This is a genomic window from Pseudoalteromonas haloplanktis ATCC 14393, from assembly GCF_000238355.1.
In the GTDB taxonomy this organism is placed as follows: Bacteria; Pseudomonadota; Gammaproteobacteria; order Enterobacterales; family Alteromonadaceae; genus Pseudoalteromonas; species Pseudoalteromonas haloplanktis.
Genome location: NZ_AHCA01000001.1, coordinates 233,686 through 254,088 on the forward strand (window position 1 = coordinate 233,686; position 20,403 = coordinate 254,088).

The following is a 20,403-nucleotide window of genomic DNA, read 5'->3' on the forward strand; positions in this document are numbered from 1 at the left end:
CAGCCTGAGTTATGACGACACTGTATCCGCGGCACAGTTTTGCAACGACTTACTTTCTGACATATCAATAATCAAGCATCTATCTGGCAGCGCATGGTTAAGATTATCGTAAATGTTGAATGCTTGCGTTAGGGCGGACTTTAGCTGGCAAATGTTTTTACCCTTAGCCTCACGGCTAACAATGCACCTTGTATTGTTATTTAACACCTTGGCCATTGTTTGATAGATTTGCTGAGTAGCTTGAGTAATATCAGCGAAAGCAAGGGTTCCAGCATTTCTCACCAAATAAAAATCCACGACAAAATCGAGTACAGTTTTAGCCTGCAAGCCTTGTTGCTGTGTTTTAGATAGTTGAATATCAGCATTAAACAAAGCTGTAACCTCTAACAACGACATATTCAGTACTTGCTCACGAAATTCCTTCGGCCACTCCCTAGGAATAAACCGCCACTTTGCCAAAGCTTGCAAGTGCATTTTGCTGTAACTATGGTAACTTTTGGCTGTCAAAATACGCTTATTCCACTGTTGTTCTGGGGCGTTTTTCATCAGATAGTCATGCTCTTTATGATATGCACTAAAGAGCAAATCAAACTGGGCAACGTTATCAATTGTAATTGTATCCACCTTCGCTAACTGATTATTAAGTGTAACTAACTTATAAGCAGGGCGGTACGCCGCGATTGAAGGTGCTTGAATATTAAAGAGGGTGTTATGTTCACTCTCTATGACCGATGTGTCATTCATATGCATATGCCCACCAATATGCAGTTTTAAACCTGTTTCAGCGAGTAGTTTTCGAGTATCACTGTTAGGCTCTCGAGTGAGTTGAAAAGCATTGTCACCAAATAGTGATTTAATCGACGCAGTTTGGCCATCGTAAAACTCCCCCATCGGAAAATGACTAAACGCAATCAGGGTTTTATTTTCAGCTTTTGCCCTTTGCACTACTTGTGTGATCCAATTCAATAAAAATGGCTTTTCTGTGAGTACCTTGTTATAACCTGCGTTGCCTGAACCTTGAAACATTAAGTGGTCATTTTTAAACTCAGGAATATACACGTTCGCATCTATGGCCAACAGCCAAAGTCCTGCAACAGGTTCAACTAAATAGCTGGTATCAGGTACTTGATTACAGCGTGATTTATCATTGTGCGCACACTGAGTATAACTTCGCTCAGTAAGCGATGCCCGCTTGCCAAATGGTGTTTCCCAGAGTAAATCGCGGCTATCTGGCTGCAAACCAAAAGCCGCCATTATATCAACAATCTCCTGATAACCTGCATGAGCGATTTTATCGCTGCATACTAACAAATCATCTTTAGTATCTGCTTTACAACGTGGATGATCTGTTGAATAAATACCAATTTGCTGCCCTTGAGAGCCCAAAAAGTCGGCCTTGCCGCCAGCGCTTTTAAATGGCTTAACAGGGTCATGATTCCCCGGAATGGCAAAAAAACGCATGTCATATTGTTTAGCGTAATCAGCTAAAATCGCTTTTAAACCATTCAAATGGACGGGTTGGCCGTCATCAGTAAAATCGCCGGGTAATGCAACTAGTTTTATTCCTTTCGCTGCAATGTCATCTAAGGTCGCAATTAATGCAAAATAGTTTTCATTAAATAATCGAGTAGAATGAATTTGCGCCTGCATACTGCGAATACTGACGGGCTGTTCGCCTTTATACAGCTCAATTCCTTTAAAGCCATCGCCTGAGTAATCACCATAAATATCATGAAAATGAATGTCGGGCACAAAGGCAATTTGCGTTTTAATCGGTGGAGCTGCTTGAACTGTTGCACTCATTAAACCTATGAGCAGAGATAATAATAACTTCATATAAAAGTCCTGTGCCTAGCACTTAGAAAATTAATTCTAAGTAACGAAAAAGCCGGAAGCATAAGCTTCCGGCTGTTGCAGTAATTAAGGTTTAAAAAATAGCTCTAAAACCTAACGATACACGTCGGCCTGAAAACTCATACATTGTCGGGAAGGCAGGATCTAAGGTATAACCTTTAGTTTCTTCGCCAGTAATATTAATGCCCTCAAGAGTCACTTTAACAACATCATTAATATTGTAGCCTAGAGAAACATCGGTTTGACCGTATGCATCACGGTAAACTGGATACATATCACGCTCAATATACTCTACGTATTTATCTTTATAGTTATATGAAATACGCGCGTCAAAGCTGTCGTTTTCATAATAAAAAGTCAGGTTATAGGTTTCATCAGCAAGGCCTTCTGGCGGCGTTGGAATGCCTAAATCAGAGGCACCCGTTAACGAGTTATCTAACGTAGTGTAGTTCGCATTAATACCAAAACCTTCTAGCATGCTATGAAAACGCACAAACGGAATTTGCGCAATAAACTCAATACCACTAACGTCATACGAGCCTTCAGCATTCACTTTTTGATAAACATCAAAGTCATACACACCATCCACTGTGCCGTTATCGTTGTATTTTGTTACGCCTTCCACTACACCAGTAAGTGATTCACGTACTACGCCTTCAATTTCTTTTTCAAAATAAGAAACCGCAAGTAAACCACCTTCTTCTAAGTACCACTCTAAACCAACTTCCCATTGATCAGCATAGGTTGGTTTTAAATCGGGGTTACCATCGCGGTATTTAAATTCGCCTAAGCTTACAGTACGTTTATAAGCAATATCCGTAAGAGCAGGGCGCATTAACGTTTCTGATGCTGCGGCACGTAATACCACGTCGTCATTTAGCTCAAGGGTAAAGTTTACGCTTGGTAATAAGTCAGTGTAGTTACCACTTTTTGATACTGGTGCTGAGGTATAGTTTGTAGAGCCATCATCATTTTGAACCTGATGATAACCTGATGAGTTTACATCTGTATCAATATAGCGCACACCTGTATTAAGCGTTGCCGGCATATCACCAATATCGAAAGCAAAGTCAGCCATTGCGTAAATTGCCGTCGTTTTTTCTTCTACTTGGTAGTATTGATCTGGTTCAAAATCAACAGCAAAGCCAGCATATCTAAGTTGGTTGCGGGCATAGCTATTAGAGATCTGACTCCAATCTTGCTTAGAAGACACTTCAGACAAATACTCCCCACCGTTAACAAGTTCTGAAATACTACTAAGCTGACTGTCGGCAAGCGTGCGCGTGCCTACCCAAGATGAATCTCCCGCTGATGGCCCTGTAACTCGGTTAGTGCCATAGTTACGCTCTTTTGATTTGTCAGTATAACGAGCACCAAACTGTACTTTGCTTAATGCAGGAAAAAAATCTAAGTTAAGTTGGCGAGAAAAGTCTAATTGTGCAGCATATTTATCATCAGAAATAGCCTCAAGATTTACTTCGTTATAATCAAATAAATAGGCCTCTGGAGAATTATACATATCAAATGTATCTGGGTTATCACTTGGGATGGTCTCAGCGCCAGTACTGGTATAGCGTGAACGCGTTGCACGATAAGCTGTGTGCTTTAAGTTAGTTGTTTCGGTTGATTTATCTGCGCCACTGTAACCGATTAAACCATACACATCCCACTGACCAACTAACCAGTCCATCGCAATACTGAATTGCTGATAATCTGTGTCACTGCTGTTTTCTTTACTTAAAAACTCGTGCTGTGTTGCAGCATAGTCAACATCAGTTAATACCGTAATGCCGTAATCACTAAGGGTTGAACTGTCATATTCATTAACACGCTCTAACGAACTGATACTTGATGCGGTATAAGCCGCAGCATCATATTCATCTTCGTGATCATCAAAGTTACCTAATAAGCCATCAAACGTTAAGCTAAACTCGCTACTCGGTTTATATTGTAATGAGAGCGTGGCTCCCCACTTTTCTTGCTCAGTCAGGTAGGCACGATCACCTACTTTATCTAAAAATACTACTCGACTTGTTTCATCACTATCAAAGCGATCATTTATAGTAATGCCGGTATCACGCTCGAGTACATCTGCCGCTTGATCTGACTGCCATTGTGATGAGCCCTTCTTTTCTAACCAACGCGAAAGCGGACGAAAATTAATGCCAGAATTACTGTCAGTGCGGTTAGTACGCTGTGAATAAGCAAAAGAAGCAAGTGCTCCCCAGTCGCCAAATGTGTCACTGGCTAAAAATGCCACTTTAGGATCTGTTTGCTCTGAAATATCGTTATAAGCACCTTCAACCGACGCGACTAATTTACGGTCTTCATAATCAAACGGTCGTGCTGTAGTAATAGCAACGGCTCCCGCAATACCACCTTCCTCGTCCGCCGCAGTCGGTGATTTTTTTACTGTAACACTTTGAATAATTTCCGATGCAAAAAGGTCAAATTCAACATCACGACCACCACTTCCCGATGCCGTAGCAAGGTTATTAATCGACACAAAAGTAAACTCACTCGGCAAGCTTCGTACATTCACCTTTTGACCTAAGCCTTTATTTCGTTCAATGGTCACACCAGGCATACGTTGTAATGCTTCAGCAAGGTTTTGTTCAGGAAAATCAGCGATGTCTGAAGCGACTATCGAATCTGAAAAGCCAATATTGGTTCGCTTTAGGTCTATCGCTTTTTCTAAACTTTTAATATAGCTACCCGTTACAACAATTTGCTCCATTGCTTGCTCATCGTTTTCAGTGTCTTGTGCGTAGCTTGGCGCGACAAGTAACGAGCTTAATGCCAATGCTAAAGGTGATAGGGTAATAATTCGCTTAGTCATCATATTGTTCCTGTTGTATGTATTACGACTTAAAATTGATTTCGCTACTAATGACGCTGCAAAAAATTAATAGGGGACGTATTTATTCGATGAAGTTTTTGTGTCGGTTTTGCGACACTGTAATCATAAAAATGTCATCAAAACATCATAAAAAAGGTGTCACCTTTGCTCTAGTATGAGCGTCTATTAAAGACCCGATGCTGCAGATAACGATTAAAAAACTGATGCCCCAAATACAAACGCCGCTACCTCAGATCAGCGCACAAGGCCAACAAAGTCGACCTCTAGTCAAGTGCTTTATTGCCAATCAAGATGCACTAAAAAACTTCTTTTGTCGGGCTGTAGGCGAACAAGCTGATGCCGATGATTTATTTCAAAAACTACTGATGAAAGCATTAAAAATTGAATGTACAGCGCATATTGATAATCCGTTAGCCTATGGCTATCGCATGGCACAGCACTTAGTAATTGATCATCATCGAGAGCAAAATAAATCTCCCGAAAGCCTAGAGCACGAACCACAGAGTGATGAGCTGTCACTTGAGAATTTGCTAGAACATGAACAGCGCCTGCGTTTATACCAAAAAGTACTCACGCAAATGCCGGCACTGCGCCGTGATGTGTTTATTCGCCGTCGCTTACATGGTGAAAGCCGTCAACAAATATCGCAGAGCTTAGGGTTATCAGAAGAAGCGGTTAAAAAGCATATTTCACGCGCTATGGACATGCTTAAAGACGCAATAAGCGAATTTATTGCTGACTAAATGTCCCCTTAGTGAACGTTAAATCGTTATATTAGTATTAGAGATAGATAGAGAAATAACATGGTCACCTCATCCAAACATGACGATGAAAAGAAAGATCCACTAAAGCAAGCTATTTGGCAAGATGCGGCACTTACCGAAGCACTGCAAAAGCTAGATACGCCAGTTAACGTTGCAGTGTCAACACATAAAAAAACCAACACTCATGCTAACTTTTGGCTGTGGGGCAGTGCACTAGCAGCGAGCGTTATCATGGCGGTAATAGGCGTGGCACAATTAAACCCTGAAGTTACAACAACGCCTGCTACCTTCATTGCCTCGCAACAATTTACGGCAACGTCAGCGACCGAAATTACCTTATCGGATGGCTCTGACGTTGCGTTAAATACGCAAACAAATCTGCAATTTCATGAAAATAGTAAAACCAGACAGGCAACGCTGAGTAAAGGAGAAGCCTATTTTGCAGTTAAACGCGATGAGCAACGTCCATTTACCATTGATACCGGCAATGCAACAGTTAGTGTGTTAGGTACCGCTTTTAATATTGATAAAACTTTAAGTGAAACAACAATTGATGTGTTTCATGGCAAAGTGGCAGTAAACACACGTGATAATTCACAACGTGAAGAACTCATTAAGGGCCAACGCGCTCGCGTTAAAGGTAATAATATTGTCGTCACCACATTTAAAGCTGAGCAACCGGATTGGCAGCTTGGCTGGCTAGATTTAGAAAATGTCACTATTAATGATGCTATTTTTCAACTCAATCGCTATACCGATAAACCACTAATATTGAGTAATGTGGATGCAAGTTTGCGTGTAAGTGGCCGCTTTAAAACGGCAGATGTATTAGGTGCTGCATCTTTAATCGCACAGTTAAATCAACTTGAAGTTAATCAATTTGACGACAGCATTGTTCTATCAGCACCGTAATAAAAGAGTAGGTTAATATTATTTATGACTTAATAAAACAATGTCATAAATTGTTCATCTAAAGTATTCACACTGTGGGTTTGATGAAATAGGAAGGCCGTTCATAAATGTTGCGTATAAGTTGTTCTTTATGTGTAGCACTATTGGGCCTTTCTTTTACTGCCAATGCCACAACGACGAACTTAATAAAGCAACTAACACATCTGTCTGAGCAATTTTCTACAGCTTTAATTTATGATAACACAATACTAAAAGGGCTCTCGGTAGAGCCCGTTCAAGCTACATCCCTCGAAGAGACACTGAATAAATGGTTAACTCCTCATCAATTGAGTTGGCAAAGAACAGCTGCTGGCATCGTTATTTTTAAAACACCAACATCAATTAAAACGCCGCCTATAACTAATCACTCTAAGCAACTAGAAGAGGTTACAGTGACAGGGCAACTACCCTCAACCTCGTCTTCTCAAATGTACAATAACAATTACCAACAAGCGGTAGATTATGCACAGCAAGTAAAAAGTGATTACACCGGAGAAAGTGAAGTGGCAATAGGTGCAATGCTCACACAGTTACCGGCTGAGAACTTAGCTGAAGCTCTGCAAGCAGTGCCTGGCTTGAGTATTACACGCGATCGCGGCGAAGCACTTAATATTAATGCCATGGGGTTAGGTGCAGAGTATCAATTAACTTTATTTAATGGTCATCGCCTCGCCAACACCGAAAACGTTCGTAACTCTAACCAGTATGGGCAACAACATCGATTTGATATCTTTAACGCAGGGCTATTCTCAAATATTACTGTGTATAAAACAGCAGAGCCGAGCTTGCCAAGTGGCGCAATAGGCGCAACCGTAAATTTATTGAGTGATGATCCCCTCGCATATCAAGACAATAACGTGCAAGTAATGCTCACAGCCGCCGCGCTTGAAGGTGAAAAAAACTTTCAACCAAGTTTTGGCTTAACTGCAAATGGTAAAAGTGCAAACGGCGATTTAGGGGGCATTTTTAAAATGAATTACGAAAACCGTCTACAACGGCAATTTCAGTTTGAAAGCTGGCATTGGGGCGAAAACGGCGGCGCCACAAGTGGGTATCAATGGCCTGATATTAACGAAAACACTTTAGTGCCCACCGATGGCTTAGCGCTGACAATTGAAAATGAAGATCGCACCCGTGCGACCTATTATGGCGCTTTAGCTTGGCAGCCTACAGATCAATTAGCTATCAATACCCTCTGGTTTAGGTCCGATACTGACTTTTCATTTGATGAGCACCGTATTTCGATTAATCCACAGAGTCAGTCAGCTCAAGCTCATGTAAGTAATGAGCAAAATAGCCTAGACCAACTTGTCTTTAATAATGTAAGTGCTAAAACCAGTCGCGAAGAGTCTAATCTTTATTACTCAAACCAAACTCTGCAATTAGATGCCAAGTGGCAGCCAAATCAATACCTAACTTTATCTCCTTTTTACAGCCACAGCGAAGCCAATAGCAGTACCCATGACCCTATAGCCCGAGTCCATGTTGCGCTTACTCCAATGCAGGCTTATGTTGCTTTACAAAGTAACGTTGTTGATGAATACAGTTTTGAAAGCAATTTAGGGTTAGTAAGTAGCTACTCACATATTAATCAAATGAGCAAACGTACAATCAATGTACTTAACCAAGTTGATGAATCAGGGATCGATGGTCATTGGCATCGTGCTACTGAGTTTGGCTTGCAGGCTCTTGATTTTGGCTTTTTACATTCAACACAACACTATAACTATACGCGTAAAGATGTCAGCTTAAGCTCTGCTGCACTACAGGCTTTACCGCACTTAGATGGCCGCTGGCTTGAGCCCATCAGTAATGATTTTACAGCTGGGTTTATGAATTCAGCAGTACAACCTTGGTTGATCCCCAAAAGTGATTTGTTCCAACTGTATGATATTAATTTACCGTTTAATGAGATGACGCCTAGTGACCAACTCAATAGCTATAAAGTCGCGTTTGCATCGAAAGAAGGGTATCTTTCATCACACTGGCAATTTGCGCAATTATCTTTAGATGCAGGCCTGCGTTACAGCGATACATTAAGCAAAACATACGGCACACAACTAACCGAACAAGGTGAATTAATCCCTTTAAATAGCAGCCAAAGAGCCAGCGCTTGGTTACCTGCGTTCAAACTAAAATGGCAAGCATCTAACGATTGGCAATGGCGAACAAGTTATAGCCGCACACTTAACAGACCTAATTATTCTGATTTAAACCCTAAGCTACATGTTAACTCAGGTGGCCTACCTTATGCAGAGCTTGGCAACCCAAATTTAGAGTCTGTTATTGCTAATACCAGCACACTTTCTGTCAGTTGGTTACAAGAAGATATAAGCGCTCAGTTACTTGGTTTTAATCATGCTATGGATAACTTTATTGTTGAACAAGCAACACAGATTAATTATCAAGGTAAAGATTATAACTCACTACAACGCACGAACGACGGTAAAGCGCATGTAACTGGTCTACAAGCAAGCACGCAATGGCTGTTACCCTTGCACACCCCCTGGCTGTTACAAACTAGAGTATCAGCCAACCTTACTCATATAACAAAAGCTGATGTGACCACTGAGCATAAAAATAGCTTTCATATTGAAGGAGTGTCTGATTGGAATGGTAACCTGCGCTTTTTGGTTAGTGATGATAAATGGCAAGCGGCATTTAATATAAATTATCGCAGTGACTTTTTGGAGCAACGTGATATCAGTAATAATGCCGATACCTATGTTGAAGCTTATACCAGTACAGATTTAAGCTTTAGTTGGTTTTACTCTGATAATGCCAGTCTACGCTTAGATATATTTAATGCCACTAACGAAGCCCTTACCCGCACAGCCAAAACCGAGCATGCTAGTTCATTAATGAAGGTTGAAGAGTTTGGTCGCCGTTTTGTAGTTAGTTTATCACTAAAAATATAATAATAGCCTTAGCGGGGAATCTTCATTTAACAGCTCCACACATTAAATACATTGGGATAACACTTTTTAAAGCAATTAAATCTTTAACAGTTGCTTTAGTTTATCAGCTCCCGCGCGGCTGGTACTGAGCTCTGACTTTTCTTCATCATTAATAATCACCATCAGCTTGCCGTTAAACCAACGTTGAATTTCTTTTATGTGATCAACATTTACTAGGTAGCTACGGTGAATACGCACAAAATTTTGAGAAGACAAACTGTACTCTAGCTGATCTAAGGTATCACTTAAATGATGTAACGCTTTACCATCATGTGCAAAACTATTGCCCTGCTCTGATTTTATAAACTTAATATCAGCGGGAGATAATAAAAAAATTCGCTCACCACTTTTACTAATGAGTTTATTAAGTTTATTGTCGCTTAACTCGTACTGTGCTTTATCCGATCCATTATTAACCTGTATCACAGCTTGTTGTTGAGCAAGCTGTTGCTGCGCTTTTGCCAGTGCTTTTTTAAGTCGAGCGATAGGAAACGGCTTTAATAAATAGTCAACTGAGGCATGTTCAAATGCCTCTATGGCAAATTGATCATACGCTGTGGTATAGATGATCAACGGTTGATGGTTTAGTAAATCAACAAGCTCTAAGCCATTAATTTCAGGCATTTGGATATCTAAAAGCGCAACGTCAGGTTTGAGTTCATTGATCAATGAAATAGCTTCTTTACCATTTGTTGCAATGCCAACAACGTCAATATTATCCATTAAACTAAGCTGATGAGTGAGTTTTTCTCGTGCCGGCAATTCGTCATCTGCAAAAACCAAACGTAATTTACTAACAGCTTCACTCATAACGCTAACTCCAAACAAACCACCGCGCCGTTATTATTACTCAAATTTATTTTACTATTTCCTAACTGGTTAACCCGTTGCTGGATATTCTTCATGCCAACACCGGTGCCATAACCATGCTTTAACACATGCTCATTAAACCCAATACCGTTATCGCTGACTTTCACTCGAACTAGGTTATCAATAACAGTAAGTTCTATATTTACAGTTAAGCTGTTTTGCTGAGCATTATGCTTAATCGCATTTTCAATAATAGGTTGAATAATGAGAGGCGGAATATGAATACTTTTTAGCTGCTCAGGCAGGGTGTAATTTACCTGCAGTTTTTCACCAAAGCGGGCTTTTTCAATATTTAAATATTTCTCGATAATGGCAAGCTCTTGCTCAAGCGGGATCAATGTTTGTTCTGCTGTATCTAATGAATACCTGAGTATATCAGCAAGTTCATGCAACACTTCGTCTGCTAAATCAGGGTTAGTGTGAATATAAGCTGAGATAGTATTGAGGCTATTAAACATAAAGTGTGGGTTTAGCTGATAACGTAATGTGGCAAGCTGTGCTTTTTTGCGCGAATGCTTCTCAGATGCAACCTTTTTTTTGCTCTCAATATAAATACAAATACAGTAAATACATGAGCCCCAAATTAAGCCATTAAAAATAACAAAAACACCAAGCGGCCTATAATCATCATATAAGCTAACGAGTACGTGATCGGTTATTACATTACCAGTGGCCATAAATACCACCGCAATTAACCACTCTAGCGCTATTTTTGTATTACCATTTTTTCGCAGCTGAAAAATTAATGCCGCCGCCCATACAGGTATCCAGTAAAAAGTAACAAACCACACGAGTGAAGCTATAACAGTATCAATTGAGATAGGTGCTGAGTTACTAATAACAATGGCTAGCGCATAGGCAATATCAACAATGAGTAGTAAACAAAAACTGTATTTATAAAAAGGGTGTTTAAACATAATTAGGATTCTTTTTTAAAAACCATAGCAAATAAACAAGGCCAAAACCAAACTTATTGATTATGGCCTTAGCTGTTTAATAGTAACTAAACTCTTTAATTTCTAATGTATTGTTTAATATAGTGTTGGCTGCGCCTGGCATTTTTCGCCACATAACGTTGAATCCGGTAATCTTTTGTGCCGACCACGTAACAGAGTTACCAAAGCCAAACTGCTTAAAATCGCTAAAAGGGATTTCGATTGTACGCCACTGCTCACTCGGCTTAGCTAATACACTAAAGTTATCCCAATCTTTTACATCACTGTGATAGATTGCCAGAGCAAATGGTACTGTTGACCCTTTGTAAGTAAGTCGCACACCGGTAAAGCCTGATGCATCAACTGGCTGCGGGTATTTAAATTCAGCTCCCGCCCAAGCTCCAAAATTGGTAGGTTTAGCCACTGCTGTATTAATCGTCAGGCTGTGTTTATTTACCGTTAACTCTACGCTGGATTGACCACCCATTACCGCATCACTTAAACCTTGCCACGGCGATTTACCATCAAAATCATCGATAAAACGTTGTGCAGTTGTACTTTGTGCAGTTTTATTACAGGTAGGCCCTTGTGGTTCGATTTTAGCATTTTCGCTTAGTAGCTCTTCTCGGTTAACTTGTTGACCAGATTTATAAACCTGTGAAATTGTATGTATAGCGCTTATATCTTCAATTGGATCTTGTTCTAACAAGATAAAGCTTGCCTCAAACCCCGTTGCTAACTGGCCGATATTTTTACTTTGATTTATTGCCTGTGCGCCATTAACTGTTGCTGCATCAATAATTTGTGCACTCGTTAAGCCCGCCTTTTTTAGCGCGTCAATCTCGTTATGTAAGCCTAAACCATGCAACGTATAAGGGTTCCCTGCATCTGAGCCAGTTCCAATTACAACACCCGCTTGATGTAACTTTTGAATATTAGCGTAGGCAATACTGCGTGCTTGCCAGCTGTGCTCTTTCCATTTTGATGGCTCAGGGACTTTCTCAAATAAGCAGCCTTGCAGTTTATTTGGTACGGGTTTTAGTAACTCTGTTTGCGAGCTTAATGCATGGTTATGCTTTTCATCGCTGTGATTATGATAGACCGCAAGAGTAGGAATATACGTCACCTGATTTTGTTTCATTAAAGCAATAAACTCATCATCTATCGCTTCACTATTAATACCGTGAGCAAGCGCAGTAGCACCCGCTTTTATCGCTCGCTTACCATCTGCTAAAGTGGATACGTGCACAAAGTAAGGTAGGCCAGCTGCTTTAGAACGCTCACCAAGCTCTGCTAACTGGCTATCTGTAAGGGAGCTGCCAGTCCCCCCAAATGTTTCAATCACTGCTTTAGTAAGATGTGGATTAGTCGCCAGGTGCTTTTGCCATAATCCATCAATATCGCTGTCATTACTGATCTCATAGACGCTACCACCAAATTGAGTGCCATGACCCCCAGGATTAGTAAATAAGGTGCCAGCATAAAATAAATTAGGCGTGAGCTGCGTCGCGTTTAATTTTTCCGCTTCATCAAGGGTTTGTTGAAATGAAAACAAATCAACAATATTCGTCACGCCTAAATACAAATTAGCATTAAAATGCGACTTTACCGGTAAATATTGAAACTCTGTAAAATTGCTCCCTGAAGAACCTAAATGTACATGCAAATCAATCAGTCCGGGTAATGCAAATTGGTTTTTCGCGTTAAAGGTTTTATCAGCCTGCAGCTTCTCGCTCGACGCTTTAGTAATGTTTACTATTTTTCCGTCATCAATATACAAACTACTAGGCGCTGAAAAACTTTGCGATTCATACTGGTATACACGTACGTTATCAACTCGTAAGTCCATGGCGTGTACGTTGAACTGAGCGACTAGGCTGAATCCGATGAGTGTTTTTGTTATAGGTCTTGTTATAGCTTTCATTTTAAATTCCTTATCAACATAATTTCTGAGCTGTTGATATGAAATTTAGCGCTTTAAATTGCCTCATTCATTAATGTTTATTTGAACCGACACGATCTGCCTTTGAATCGACATAAACCTCTTTTAATAACTTCCCCCCTTTACCTGAATTTTTTATCTCTGCTGTAAACCCCCGTTACGTTTTGATTAAAAAAGCCACACACTAATATAAATAGTATGTGGCTTTTTAGTCTCTAAGTTAACTTACTGAGTTATTGATTCAATAAGTTCTTTTCAAAAAACTCGGCCATCATTGTGTGGTAATGCAAAGTGGTGCCTTTGCCTTCACTTAGGCTGTGTGAACGGTTAGGGTATGAGAAAAACTCAAACTGTTTGTTGTGCTTAACGAGTTCATCAATTAAGCGCTCTGAGCCTTGGTAATGCACGTTATCATCGCCAGTGCCGTGAATAAGCAATAGCTTACCCGTTAGGTTTTTAGCAAACGTGATAGGCGAAGTGTTATCGTAGCTTTCTGGGTCGGTATTTGGGTTACCCGCATAACGCTCTTGGTAAATGGTGTCGTATAAACGTATATCAGGCACTGGCGCTGAGGCAATCCCCACTTTAAATTTATCACCATGGCGGAACAATAAGTTAAGGGTAGAGCTACCGCCACCTGAGTGACCCCAAACGCCAACGCGGTCGGTGTCTATTACATCCCAACGTTTAGCCATGGCATCGAGCGCATCAACTTGATCTTGCACGGTAATTGATCCGATTTTTTTATAAATCGATTTGCGCCAATCGCGGCCTTTGGGTGCGCGTGTACCGCGGTTATCAACTGATGCGACAATAAAGCCTTTTTGCGTTAACAATGATTTGTACAAGTAGCTATTGCCTTCCCAGCGGTCTTGCACTGTTGAGCCCCACGGTTCACCGTATACGTAAAAAACAATCGGGTATTTTTTACTTTTATCCATGTTCTCTGGGAACATAATGTAGCCGTCAAGCTCGGTGCCATCCTGCGCATTCACTTTAAAAAACTCATGGCTTGGTAAGCTTTGCTCAGCGAGTTTTTCTTTCAGCCCGTTATTTTCAACTAAGGTTTTTACATTACTGTGATTGCTCACTTTAATGATTTCTTTTGTTGGTGGGGTGCCAAATTTAGAATAGCTGTGCATTGCCCATGAGGCATCTTTTGACATGTAATAGCTGTTTGAGCCTTCAAACTCAGCTGGGGTTACACGCACAGGTTTGCTGCTACCATCAAGTGGCGTGCTGTATAAATAGCGCTGGCCAGGATTCTCTGGCGAGGCAATAAAATACATGACATTTTTTTCTTCATTGATAGTGAGCATATCAACAATATCGTAATCGCCAGGCGTTAGGTCAATAATGGTTTTACCATCGCGCGATACACGGTAAAGATGACGCCAGCCGTCACGTTCGCTATGCCAAATAAAGAATTTACCGTCTTTTGACCAGTTGGCTTTATAAAACCATTCGATAAACGCATCGTCTTTGTCTTCTAAAATTTTAGTCAGTTGCTGCTTTTGCCAGTCAAATAACCATACCTTGTTGTGACTTTGCGGGCGGTTTAGGTCTTGGATCATTAATTCATCCCCAGTGCCTGCCCAGCTGATACGTGGAATGTAGCGGTCGCGATTATCACCTTCAAGTTTGGCCCAGCGGGTTTTCTTATCAGCAAGGCTTACCACGCCAACACGAACAGCAGAGTTAGTTTCACCGGCTTTAGGATATGGGAACTCTTTGAGAGTAGGGTAGAGGTCATCTGTGTTGTTGATCATAGTGAAAAATTTAACGTCACTGGTATCAAGCTGCCAATAGGCGATTGATTTGTTATCTGGGCTCCAACGAAAGCCATCAGCAATGGTAAATTCTTCTTCGTATACCCAATCAAAGTTGCCATTTACAATGGTGGCGCTGCCATCGGTTGTAAGGGCAATTACGTCATTGTTGCCAACCGCTTGCATATAAATGTTGTTATCGCGCACGTAAGCCACTTTTGAGCTATCTGGCGAGAATTTAGCAAACATAAGCTTTTTAGGCTCAACGTCTGCACCGCCTAATTGTTGTAATTGATTAGTCTCAAGATTGAGTAACCAAAAGTCACCGCGGCTGCGTGAGCGCCAAACTTGCTCGCTGTTGGTAAATACCATTAGCCATTTACCGTCTTTTGACCATTGGTAGCTTTCGATTGCAAATGGCTCGTCTGCCCCCTCTGGCAATAACTTTTCAAACTCAACTAATACTTTACGGCCCGTACCATCAGCATTGTAAAACACAATGTCGTTGCCTTTTACGCCGTGCTCTTTTTCATCATCTGCTTTAGCATTATCAGCGTCTTCTTTTTTGTTTTTCTCGCTCTCACGTTCTTCAAGTACGGTGTAGCCAGTGCCATCATCAAGCCATTTAAAGTACGTGCTACGCTGTGCTTTAAAGTATTTATCTTTATAGATTTGCTCAAGGGTGAGTGGGTTACTAACTTGGCTCATTACTGTACTCCCAGTGGTATTTTGCGTTACAGAGCAACCTGATAACGTAAGTCCGGCGAGTACCGACAGTACTAAAGCCGAGGATTTGAGTAGTTTCATGTGGAGATCCTAAAGTGAGGTAATGCTTTTGTTATTGTTAAAGATGTCTTGCGATAAGCTTACTTTAGCAAACTTTGTCAGCTAATTGTTGATAGCTTATCGCAGTGATCTATACAACCACCTCAAATATTGCATGCAATATACAAAATTAGCAATTGTTTTTATGTAGTAACCAGACTAACGCATTAGCAGGCTCAACGCCTTTAATACCATTTTTGATACGCTGGCACTTTATTAGCTCAAGCGTATAAACACGGTGGTAATGATCAAAGACTTCTTGAGCACTCACACTGTAAGGCGTGCCATCCCGTTGAGATTGATCATATACACAACAGATGAGCAGTTGTGGGGCATTATGAGTGATCTTAGTTAAATGAGCAGTATATTTTCCTCGTAATGCTAAAGGTAAAGCCACTAAAGCCCCGCGGTCATATATTGCATCAACAACGCCAACTAACGTGGTAGTTAAAGCAAAAATGTCTCCCACCCAAATAGCGAGGTTATGTGCTTGATAAAGTTTTAGTGCGCCATAAGTTGTGACTGTGGCAATTAAAGCTAATGAATCAAAAAGCTGGATTATTGCATCTTCGCTTAGTTCGCTCCCTACAACCTTAAATTGCTGTTCGAGTAACCAAGCAATATCGTTTGTTTTTCCACAAAGTGGCACGAATACTCTGCCATTATGTTTTACATTTAAGTTAGTAAAATAACGATCTAAAAATGGATTCACTTCTTGCTCATGAAAACCAATGTCGTTATTTTGCCATCGTTTTAGCCAATAATTATTCGACATGCCACCCCTCAAAATATCACTAATAAAAGTGCACTGAAATAAAGACCAATACCGAAGACACAATGTGCTGCGCAACTTTTGACTCTAGCAAAAACAGGCTTTTCAGTGTTGCGGGCTGCAATACCGAGCCCTAAAGCAGGTTGCATAACAAAAAATGGCATACATACTGTTAGCACACCAAATAACAAGGCCTGCCAAAAAGTGGGCGATTCAAGCCAATTGTTTGGCATCACCATTAAGAATACCAAAGCAAAAATGATCCCTACTAAATAATGTATAAGCCAACCTAACGCACACTCCTTATTTTGTGCCTTAGCCTTGCCAATAGCAGTATGCCTAAATTGGCCTGTGCGCATTAAACTCACCCAGCGACCTACCAAACAAAAGTTTAACGACGACACCGCAAATACTTTAGCAAGCATGAAACTCCATACATCGAGCAATAGCGTTGCACCAATGCCCATAACAACCACCGAAACCCAATCAATGCTTTCAAACATTAAGATTACCCTTTGCCAAGAAAACGTGGCTACAATGATATAGACTTACAAAAACGTTAAATACAAAGCTTTAATCAATCTTAAATTGCAAAAGTGGAATTATGTTAGACGATATAGTGTTATTTGTGCATATAGTGCAACAAGGTGGTTTATCTCAAGCTGGGGAGTACTTATCACTCCCTGCGGCAACAGTGACACGGCGGCTGCAACGCCTTGAATATCGGCTTGGGCAAAAGTTACTGCATCGCTCGGCGCGCCAGTGTACCTTGACTCAACAAGGCCAAGTTTACTATCAAAGCTACGTCAGTTTAGTTGAGCAATTTGAACAAACCAGCCATCAACTTAACCAACAAAAAGAGCAACTAAGCGGTAAGCTTAAAGTGCTTGCGCCACTGAATATTTGTCATGGTTTTTTAAGGCCTATGTGGTTATCGTTCACTAAAGCGTATCCCGATATTCAATTAGAACTTATTTTAAGTAATCAACTTGAAGACATAATAAAAAGCCAGGCAGATTTAGCCCTAAGAATAGGCCCACAGGAAGATTCGCTATTACAGCAAAAAAAGCTCGGGCAAGCCGATGCTATTTTGGTGGCTACTCCAAGCTATTTAGCCAATAGCACTAAGTTAGAGCAGCCAAGTGACCTAAAACAGCACCGCTTGATTGGCACTACACTAAGAAATAGCTGGCCACTTACTAATACCCAGACTCGCGCCAGTTATACACACATGTGCCGTTTTAGTAGTATTTATAACGATACGGGGTTTGTGAAATATCAACTGTGCGACCATCAAGGCGTGGGATTACTGCCGCGATTCGAAATTATAAACGAGCTTAAAACTGGTGAGTTAGTGAGAGTGTTACCTGCTTGGCAAGGTCTACCAAGGGAAATTTTTGCTATTTGGCCAAGCGGGCGTTTACTTAGTAAAAAATCGGTTTGTTTACGTGATTACATGCACGCATTTATACAACAGCAGCTCCCAGAAGGTTAAGTGTTTTTGTGCCACTGATATTCCATTTGCTTTGCCGTAAGCTCGGCATGTTCTGGGCTTATTAACTCTGATACCAATTGTAAGCTCATATCTATACCCGCAGAAATACCGCCTGAGGTGGTAAATTTACCTTGTGATACCCAGCGTTTATTTGCGATCACATTTAGGCTTGGAAACATAGTGGTGAGATCAGTTTGATCTTCCCAATGCGTCGTAACCGTTAAACCATCGAGTAAATCTGCTTTGGCTAATAAAAATGCTCCCGTACATACTGAAACAACTTTACTAGCAACGCCTGCGGTTTTTCGTATCCAGTTTATTACGGCTGGTTTTTCAAGCTCATGGGTATGCACACCACCAACAACTATGAGCAAATCAATAGCAGGGTGATCAGCAAAACTGTAATGGGGGTTTACAGTGAAACCACCGCGCGCCATAACCGGTGTATTGCTTTTTGCAATAAGGCACACCTGCCAATCGTTATCAGCGAGTCGTTTAGCAGTGCTAAATACTTCAAATGGGCCTGAGAAATCCAGCACTTCGGCATCATCGTAAATATAAATCCCTATGTTCATAATTTGATTCCCTTATGCTTTAGCTTCATTGGCATCAAACATTAAACACTACCTTGCGTTTCAATTACTAAAATACGCGCTTCACCCACAGGGTGGGCTACGTGTTCAGTGCCTATTGAGGCATAAAAAATATCACCACTTTGCAGCACCGTTGAGTGCGTTTCGCCATCTTGCTTATAAAACATTTCAACTTCACCATCAAGTACTACAAAGACTTCTTCACCATCATTAATGTGCCATTTATATGGCTTATCAGTCCAATGTAAGCGGGTCGTAATGCCATTCATGTTGGCAATATCTTTAGCTCCCCACGCTTTTTCTGCGGTAAACTCTTTACCACGAATGATCTGCATACAATCCCCTTATTCATCTAGCTCTAATTGCGCCCGCTCTAAGATTTCAGCAGGTAACTCTTTTTGTACTGATACGCCAAGCTCTTTAAACTCAGAGGCTTGCTTAATTAGGTTACCTTTACCGCGATATAACTGAGAAAACGCTTTGTCGTAGCTTTCTTTGGCTTTATCTAATTGCTTACCAACACCTTCCATACTGGTTAAAAAGCCGTTGAGTTTACTATAAAAACGCTCGGCGCGATTAGCCAGCTCTTTAGAATATTTCGTTTGCTCTTCGAAACGCCATAACTGCTTAACTATATTTAAGCTGGTTAAGAGGGTGGTCGGGGTAGCAACCAAAATGTTCTTCTCTATCGCTTGTTGGTAAATATCGCTTTGGTATTTAAGCGCCTCAACAAACGCTGACTCTATTGGCACAAACATGATCACCACCTCAGGGGAGTTAAGCCCAGGTAAGCGGTCGTACGATTTACTGGCAAGTTCATTAATACGTGCTTTAACCGCCTCAACATGCTCTTTAATTGCTTGTTGAGCCTCTAGCTCAGTATCGGCATTAACATAGCGGGTATAAGCGTTTAGCGATGTTTTAGAGTCAATCACTAAATGGCGACCTTGCGGTAAATATACCACTACATCGGGGCGCAAGCGGCCATCTTCAGTATTAAACGACACTTCGCGCTTGTAATCACTACCGGCTCGCAGTCCTGCGCTGTCGAGCACGTTTTCAAGCATTAACTCGCCCCAGTTACCTTGGGTTTTCTTTTGCCCTTGTAGCGCGTTGCTGAGCTTGTCAGCTTGTTCGGTGATTGCTTGGCTTTTCGCTTGTAAATGCAGTAACTCTATTTTAAGTGCTTCACGCTGTTTTACGTCTTCAACGTGGATCAATTCTAGTTTATCTCTAAACCCTTTAAGCTCACCTTGCACAGGTTTTAATAGCTGTTCAATGCTTTCTTGGTTAAGGGTTTTAAATTTTTGGGATTTGTCTTCAAGAATTTGGTTTGCGAGGTTTTCGAACTCTTTTTTAAGCTGCTCTTTGCTGTCTTTTATATGCTGTAGCTGTTGCTCAAAATGTGTTTGCTTTTGCTCAAGCATGGTACGCATGTTATTGAGATCAACATTGCGCTCATTATATTCTCCCCGCAAAGTGGTTAATTCTGCTTCTGCTTTGCGCCAATAATGACTGTATTGCTGGCTTTGTTTTTCTTGTTCAGTACAGCGAGTTTTATAGTGCTGAGTTTCGTCGCGTTGCTCTTGATGGCTTTGCTGAAGGAGATCATGTTCATCTGCAAGGGCAACATACTGCTGCTGCTTATCGTTAAATTGTGTTTGGGTTAATAACAGCTGCTGTTGTTGCTCATTAATTTGCTGTAATAGTCGCTTACGTCGACCTGCATAAACGGCACTTAAAAGCGCTGTAGAGGTGGCAAAACCAACGCCAACACTTATCCAATCAATACTCGTAAGTAGCTGTATATACATAA

Annotated in this window: 15 protein-coding genes; 4 read left to right on the forward strand and 11 right to left on the reverse strand. The window is 40.9% G+C overall.

The genetic code is table 11. The features are described from left to right. Window positions 1-9: 9 nt before the first annotated feature. Window positions 10-1,836, reverse strand: coding sequence for a metallophosphoesterase family protein (locus PHAL_RS22660; protein WP_016706520.1), 1,827 nt, complete (start codon window positions 1,834-1,836; stop codon window positions 10-12). A 91-nt stretch (window positions 1,837-1,927) separates the two neighbouring features. Further along, on the reverse strand, window positions 1,928-4,696 hold the full coding sequence (locus PHAL_RS0100950; protein WP_138973911.1) for a TonB-dependent receptor: 2,769 nt from the start codon (window positions 4,694-4,696) through the stop codon (window positions 1,928-1,930). Between the two features lie 221 nt (window positions 4,697-4,917). Between PHAL_RS0100950 and PHAL_RS22665 the strand changes: the two genes are divergently transcribed. The 3 genes from PHAL_RS22665 (at window position 4,918) to PHAL_RS0100965 (ending at window position 9,347) form a co-directional block, all read left to right on the forward strand. Beyond that, a complete protein-coding gene (locus PHAL_RS22665; protein ID WP_158217499.1) occupies window positions 4,918-5,457 on the forward strand; it encodes an RNA polymerase sigma factor in 540 nt (179 codons plus the stop codon). A 60-nt stretch (window positions 5,458-5,517) separates the two neighbouring features. Next, window positions 5,518-6,390 carry a FecR family protein gene (locus tag PHAL_RS0100960; protein WP_016706523.1) on the forward strand — a complete coding sequence of 291 codons (873 nt, stop codon included), beginning with the start codon at window positions 5,518-5,520 and terminating at the stop codon, window positions 6,388-6,390. 107 nt (window positions 6,391-6,497) lie between these two features. Beyond that, entirely contained in the window at window positions 6,498-9,347 is a 2,850-nt protein-coding gene (locus PHAL_RS0100965; protein WP_016706524.1) for a TonB-dependent receptor, read from the forward strand. A gap of 75 nt (window positions 9,348-9,422) precedes the next feature. Here PHAL_RS0100965 and PHAL_RS0100970 read toward each other — a convergent pair whose 3' ends face one another. The 6 genes from PHAL_RS0100970 to PHAL_RS0100995 form a co-directional block, all read right to left on the reverse strand. After that, a complete protein-coding gene (locus PHAL_RS0100970; protein WP_016706525.1) occupies window positions 9,423-10,196 on the reverse strand; it encodes a LytR/AlgR family response regulator transcription factor in 774 nt (257 codons plus the stop codon). Further along, window positions 10,193-11,173, reverse strand: coding sequence for a sensor histidine kinase (locus tag PHAL_RS0100975; protein ID WP_016706526.1), 981 nt, complete (start codon window positions 11,171-11,173; stop codon window positions 10,193-10,195). The genes PHAL_RS0100970 and PHAL_RS0100975 overlap by 4 nt, the downstream gene beginning before the upstream one ends. Window positions 11,174-11,249: 76 nt before the next feature. After that, entirely contained in the window at window positions 11,250-13,115 is a 1,866-nt protein-coding gene (locus tag PHAL_RS0100980; protein ID WP_016706527.1) for a CIA30 family protein, read from the reverse strand. 251 nt (window positions 13,116-13,366) lie between these two features. Then, a complete protein-coding gene (locus tag PHAL_RS0100985) occupies window positions 13,367-15,709 on the reverse strand; it encodes a S9 family peptidase (protein WP_016706528.1) in 2,343 nt (780 codons plus the stop codon). 148 nt (window positions 15,710-15,857) lie between these two features. Then, window positions 15,858-16,502, reverse strand: a complete 645-nt coding sequence (gene tmpT / locus PHAL_RS0100990) for a thiopurine S-methyltransferase (RefSeq protein WP_016706529.1) — start codon at window positions 16,500-16,502, stop codon at window positions 15,858-15,860. Window positions 16,503-16,510: 8 nt separating this feature from the next. Further along, on the reverse strand, window positions 16,511-17,002 hold the full coding sequence (locus PHAL_RS0100995; RefSeq protein ID WP_016706530.1) for a DUF2938 domain-containing protein: 492 nt from the start codon (window positions 17,000-17,002) through the stop codon (window positions 16,511-16,513). A 101-nt stretch (window positions 17,003-17,103) separates the two neighbouring features. On the opposite strand from PHAL_RS0100995, the gene PHAL_RS0101000 reads away from it, so the two are divergent. After that, window positions 17,104-17,994: a LysR family transcriptional regulator gene (locus tag PHAL_RS0101000; protein WP_016706531.1), complete on the forward strand. Its 891-nt coding sequence runs from the start codon at window positions 17,104-17,106 to the stop codon at window positions 17,992-17,994. On the opposite strand, the gene PHAL_RS0101005 is transcribed toward PHAL_RS0101000, so the two are convergent. Genes PHAL_RS0101005 through rmuC form a run of 3 tightly spaced genes read right to left on the reverse strand, consistent with a single transcriptional unit; the run spans window position 17,991 to window position 20,401 of the window. Further along, complete coding sequence (locus tag PHAL_RS0101005; RefSeq protein WP_016706532.1) at window positions 17,991-18,569, reverse strand: DJ-1/PfpI family protein; 579 nt, start codon at window positions 18,567-18,569, stop codon at window positions 17,991-17,993. The genes PHAL_RS0101000 and PHAL_RS0101005 overlap by 4 nt on opposite strands. Before the next feature lie 41 nt (window positions 18,570-18,610). Then, complete coding sequence (locus PHAL_RS0101010; protein WP_016706533.1) at window positions 18,611-18,922, reverse strand: cupin domain-containing protein; 312 nt, start codon at window positions 18,920-18,922, stop codon at window positions 18,611-18,613. A 9-nt stretch (window positions 18,923-18,931) separates the two neighbouring features. Further along, the gene (gene rmuC, locus PHAL_RS0101015) at window positions 18,932-20,401 is read right to left on the reverse strand and encodes a DNA recombination protein RmuC (protein ID WP_016706534.1); all 1,470 of its coding nucleotides are present in this window, start codon (window positions 20,399-20,401) and stop codon (window positions 18,932-18,934) included. Window positions 20,402-20,403 lie beyond the last annotated feature (2 nt).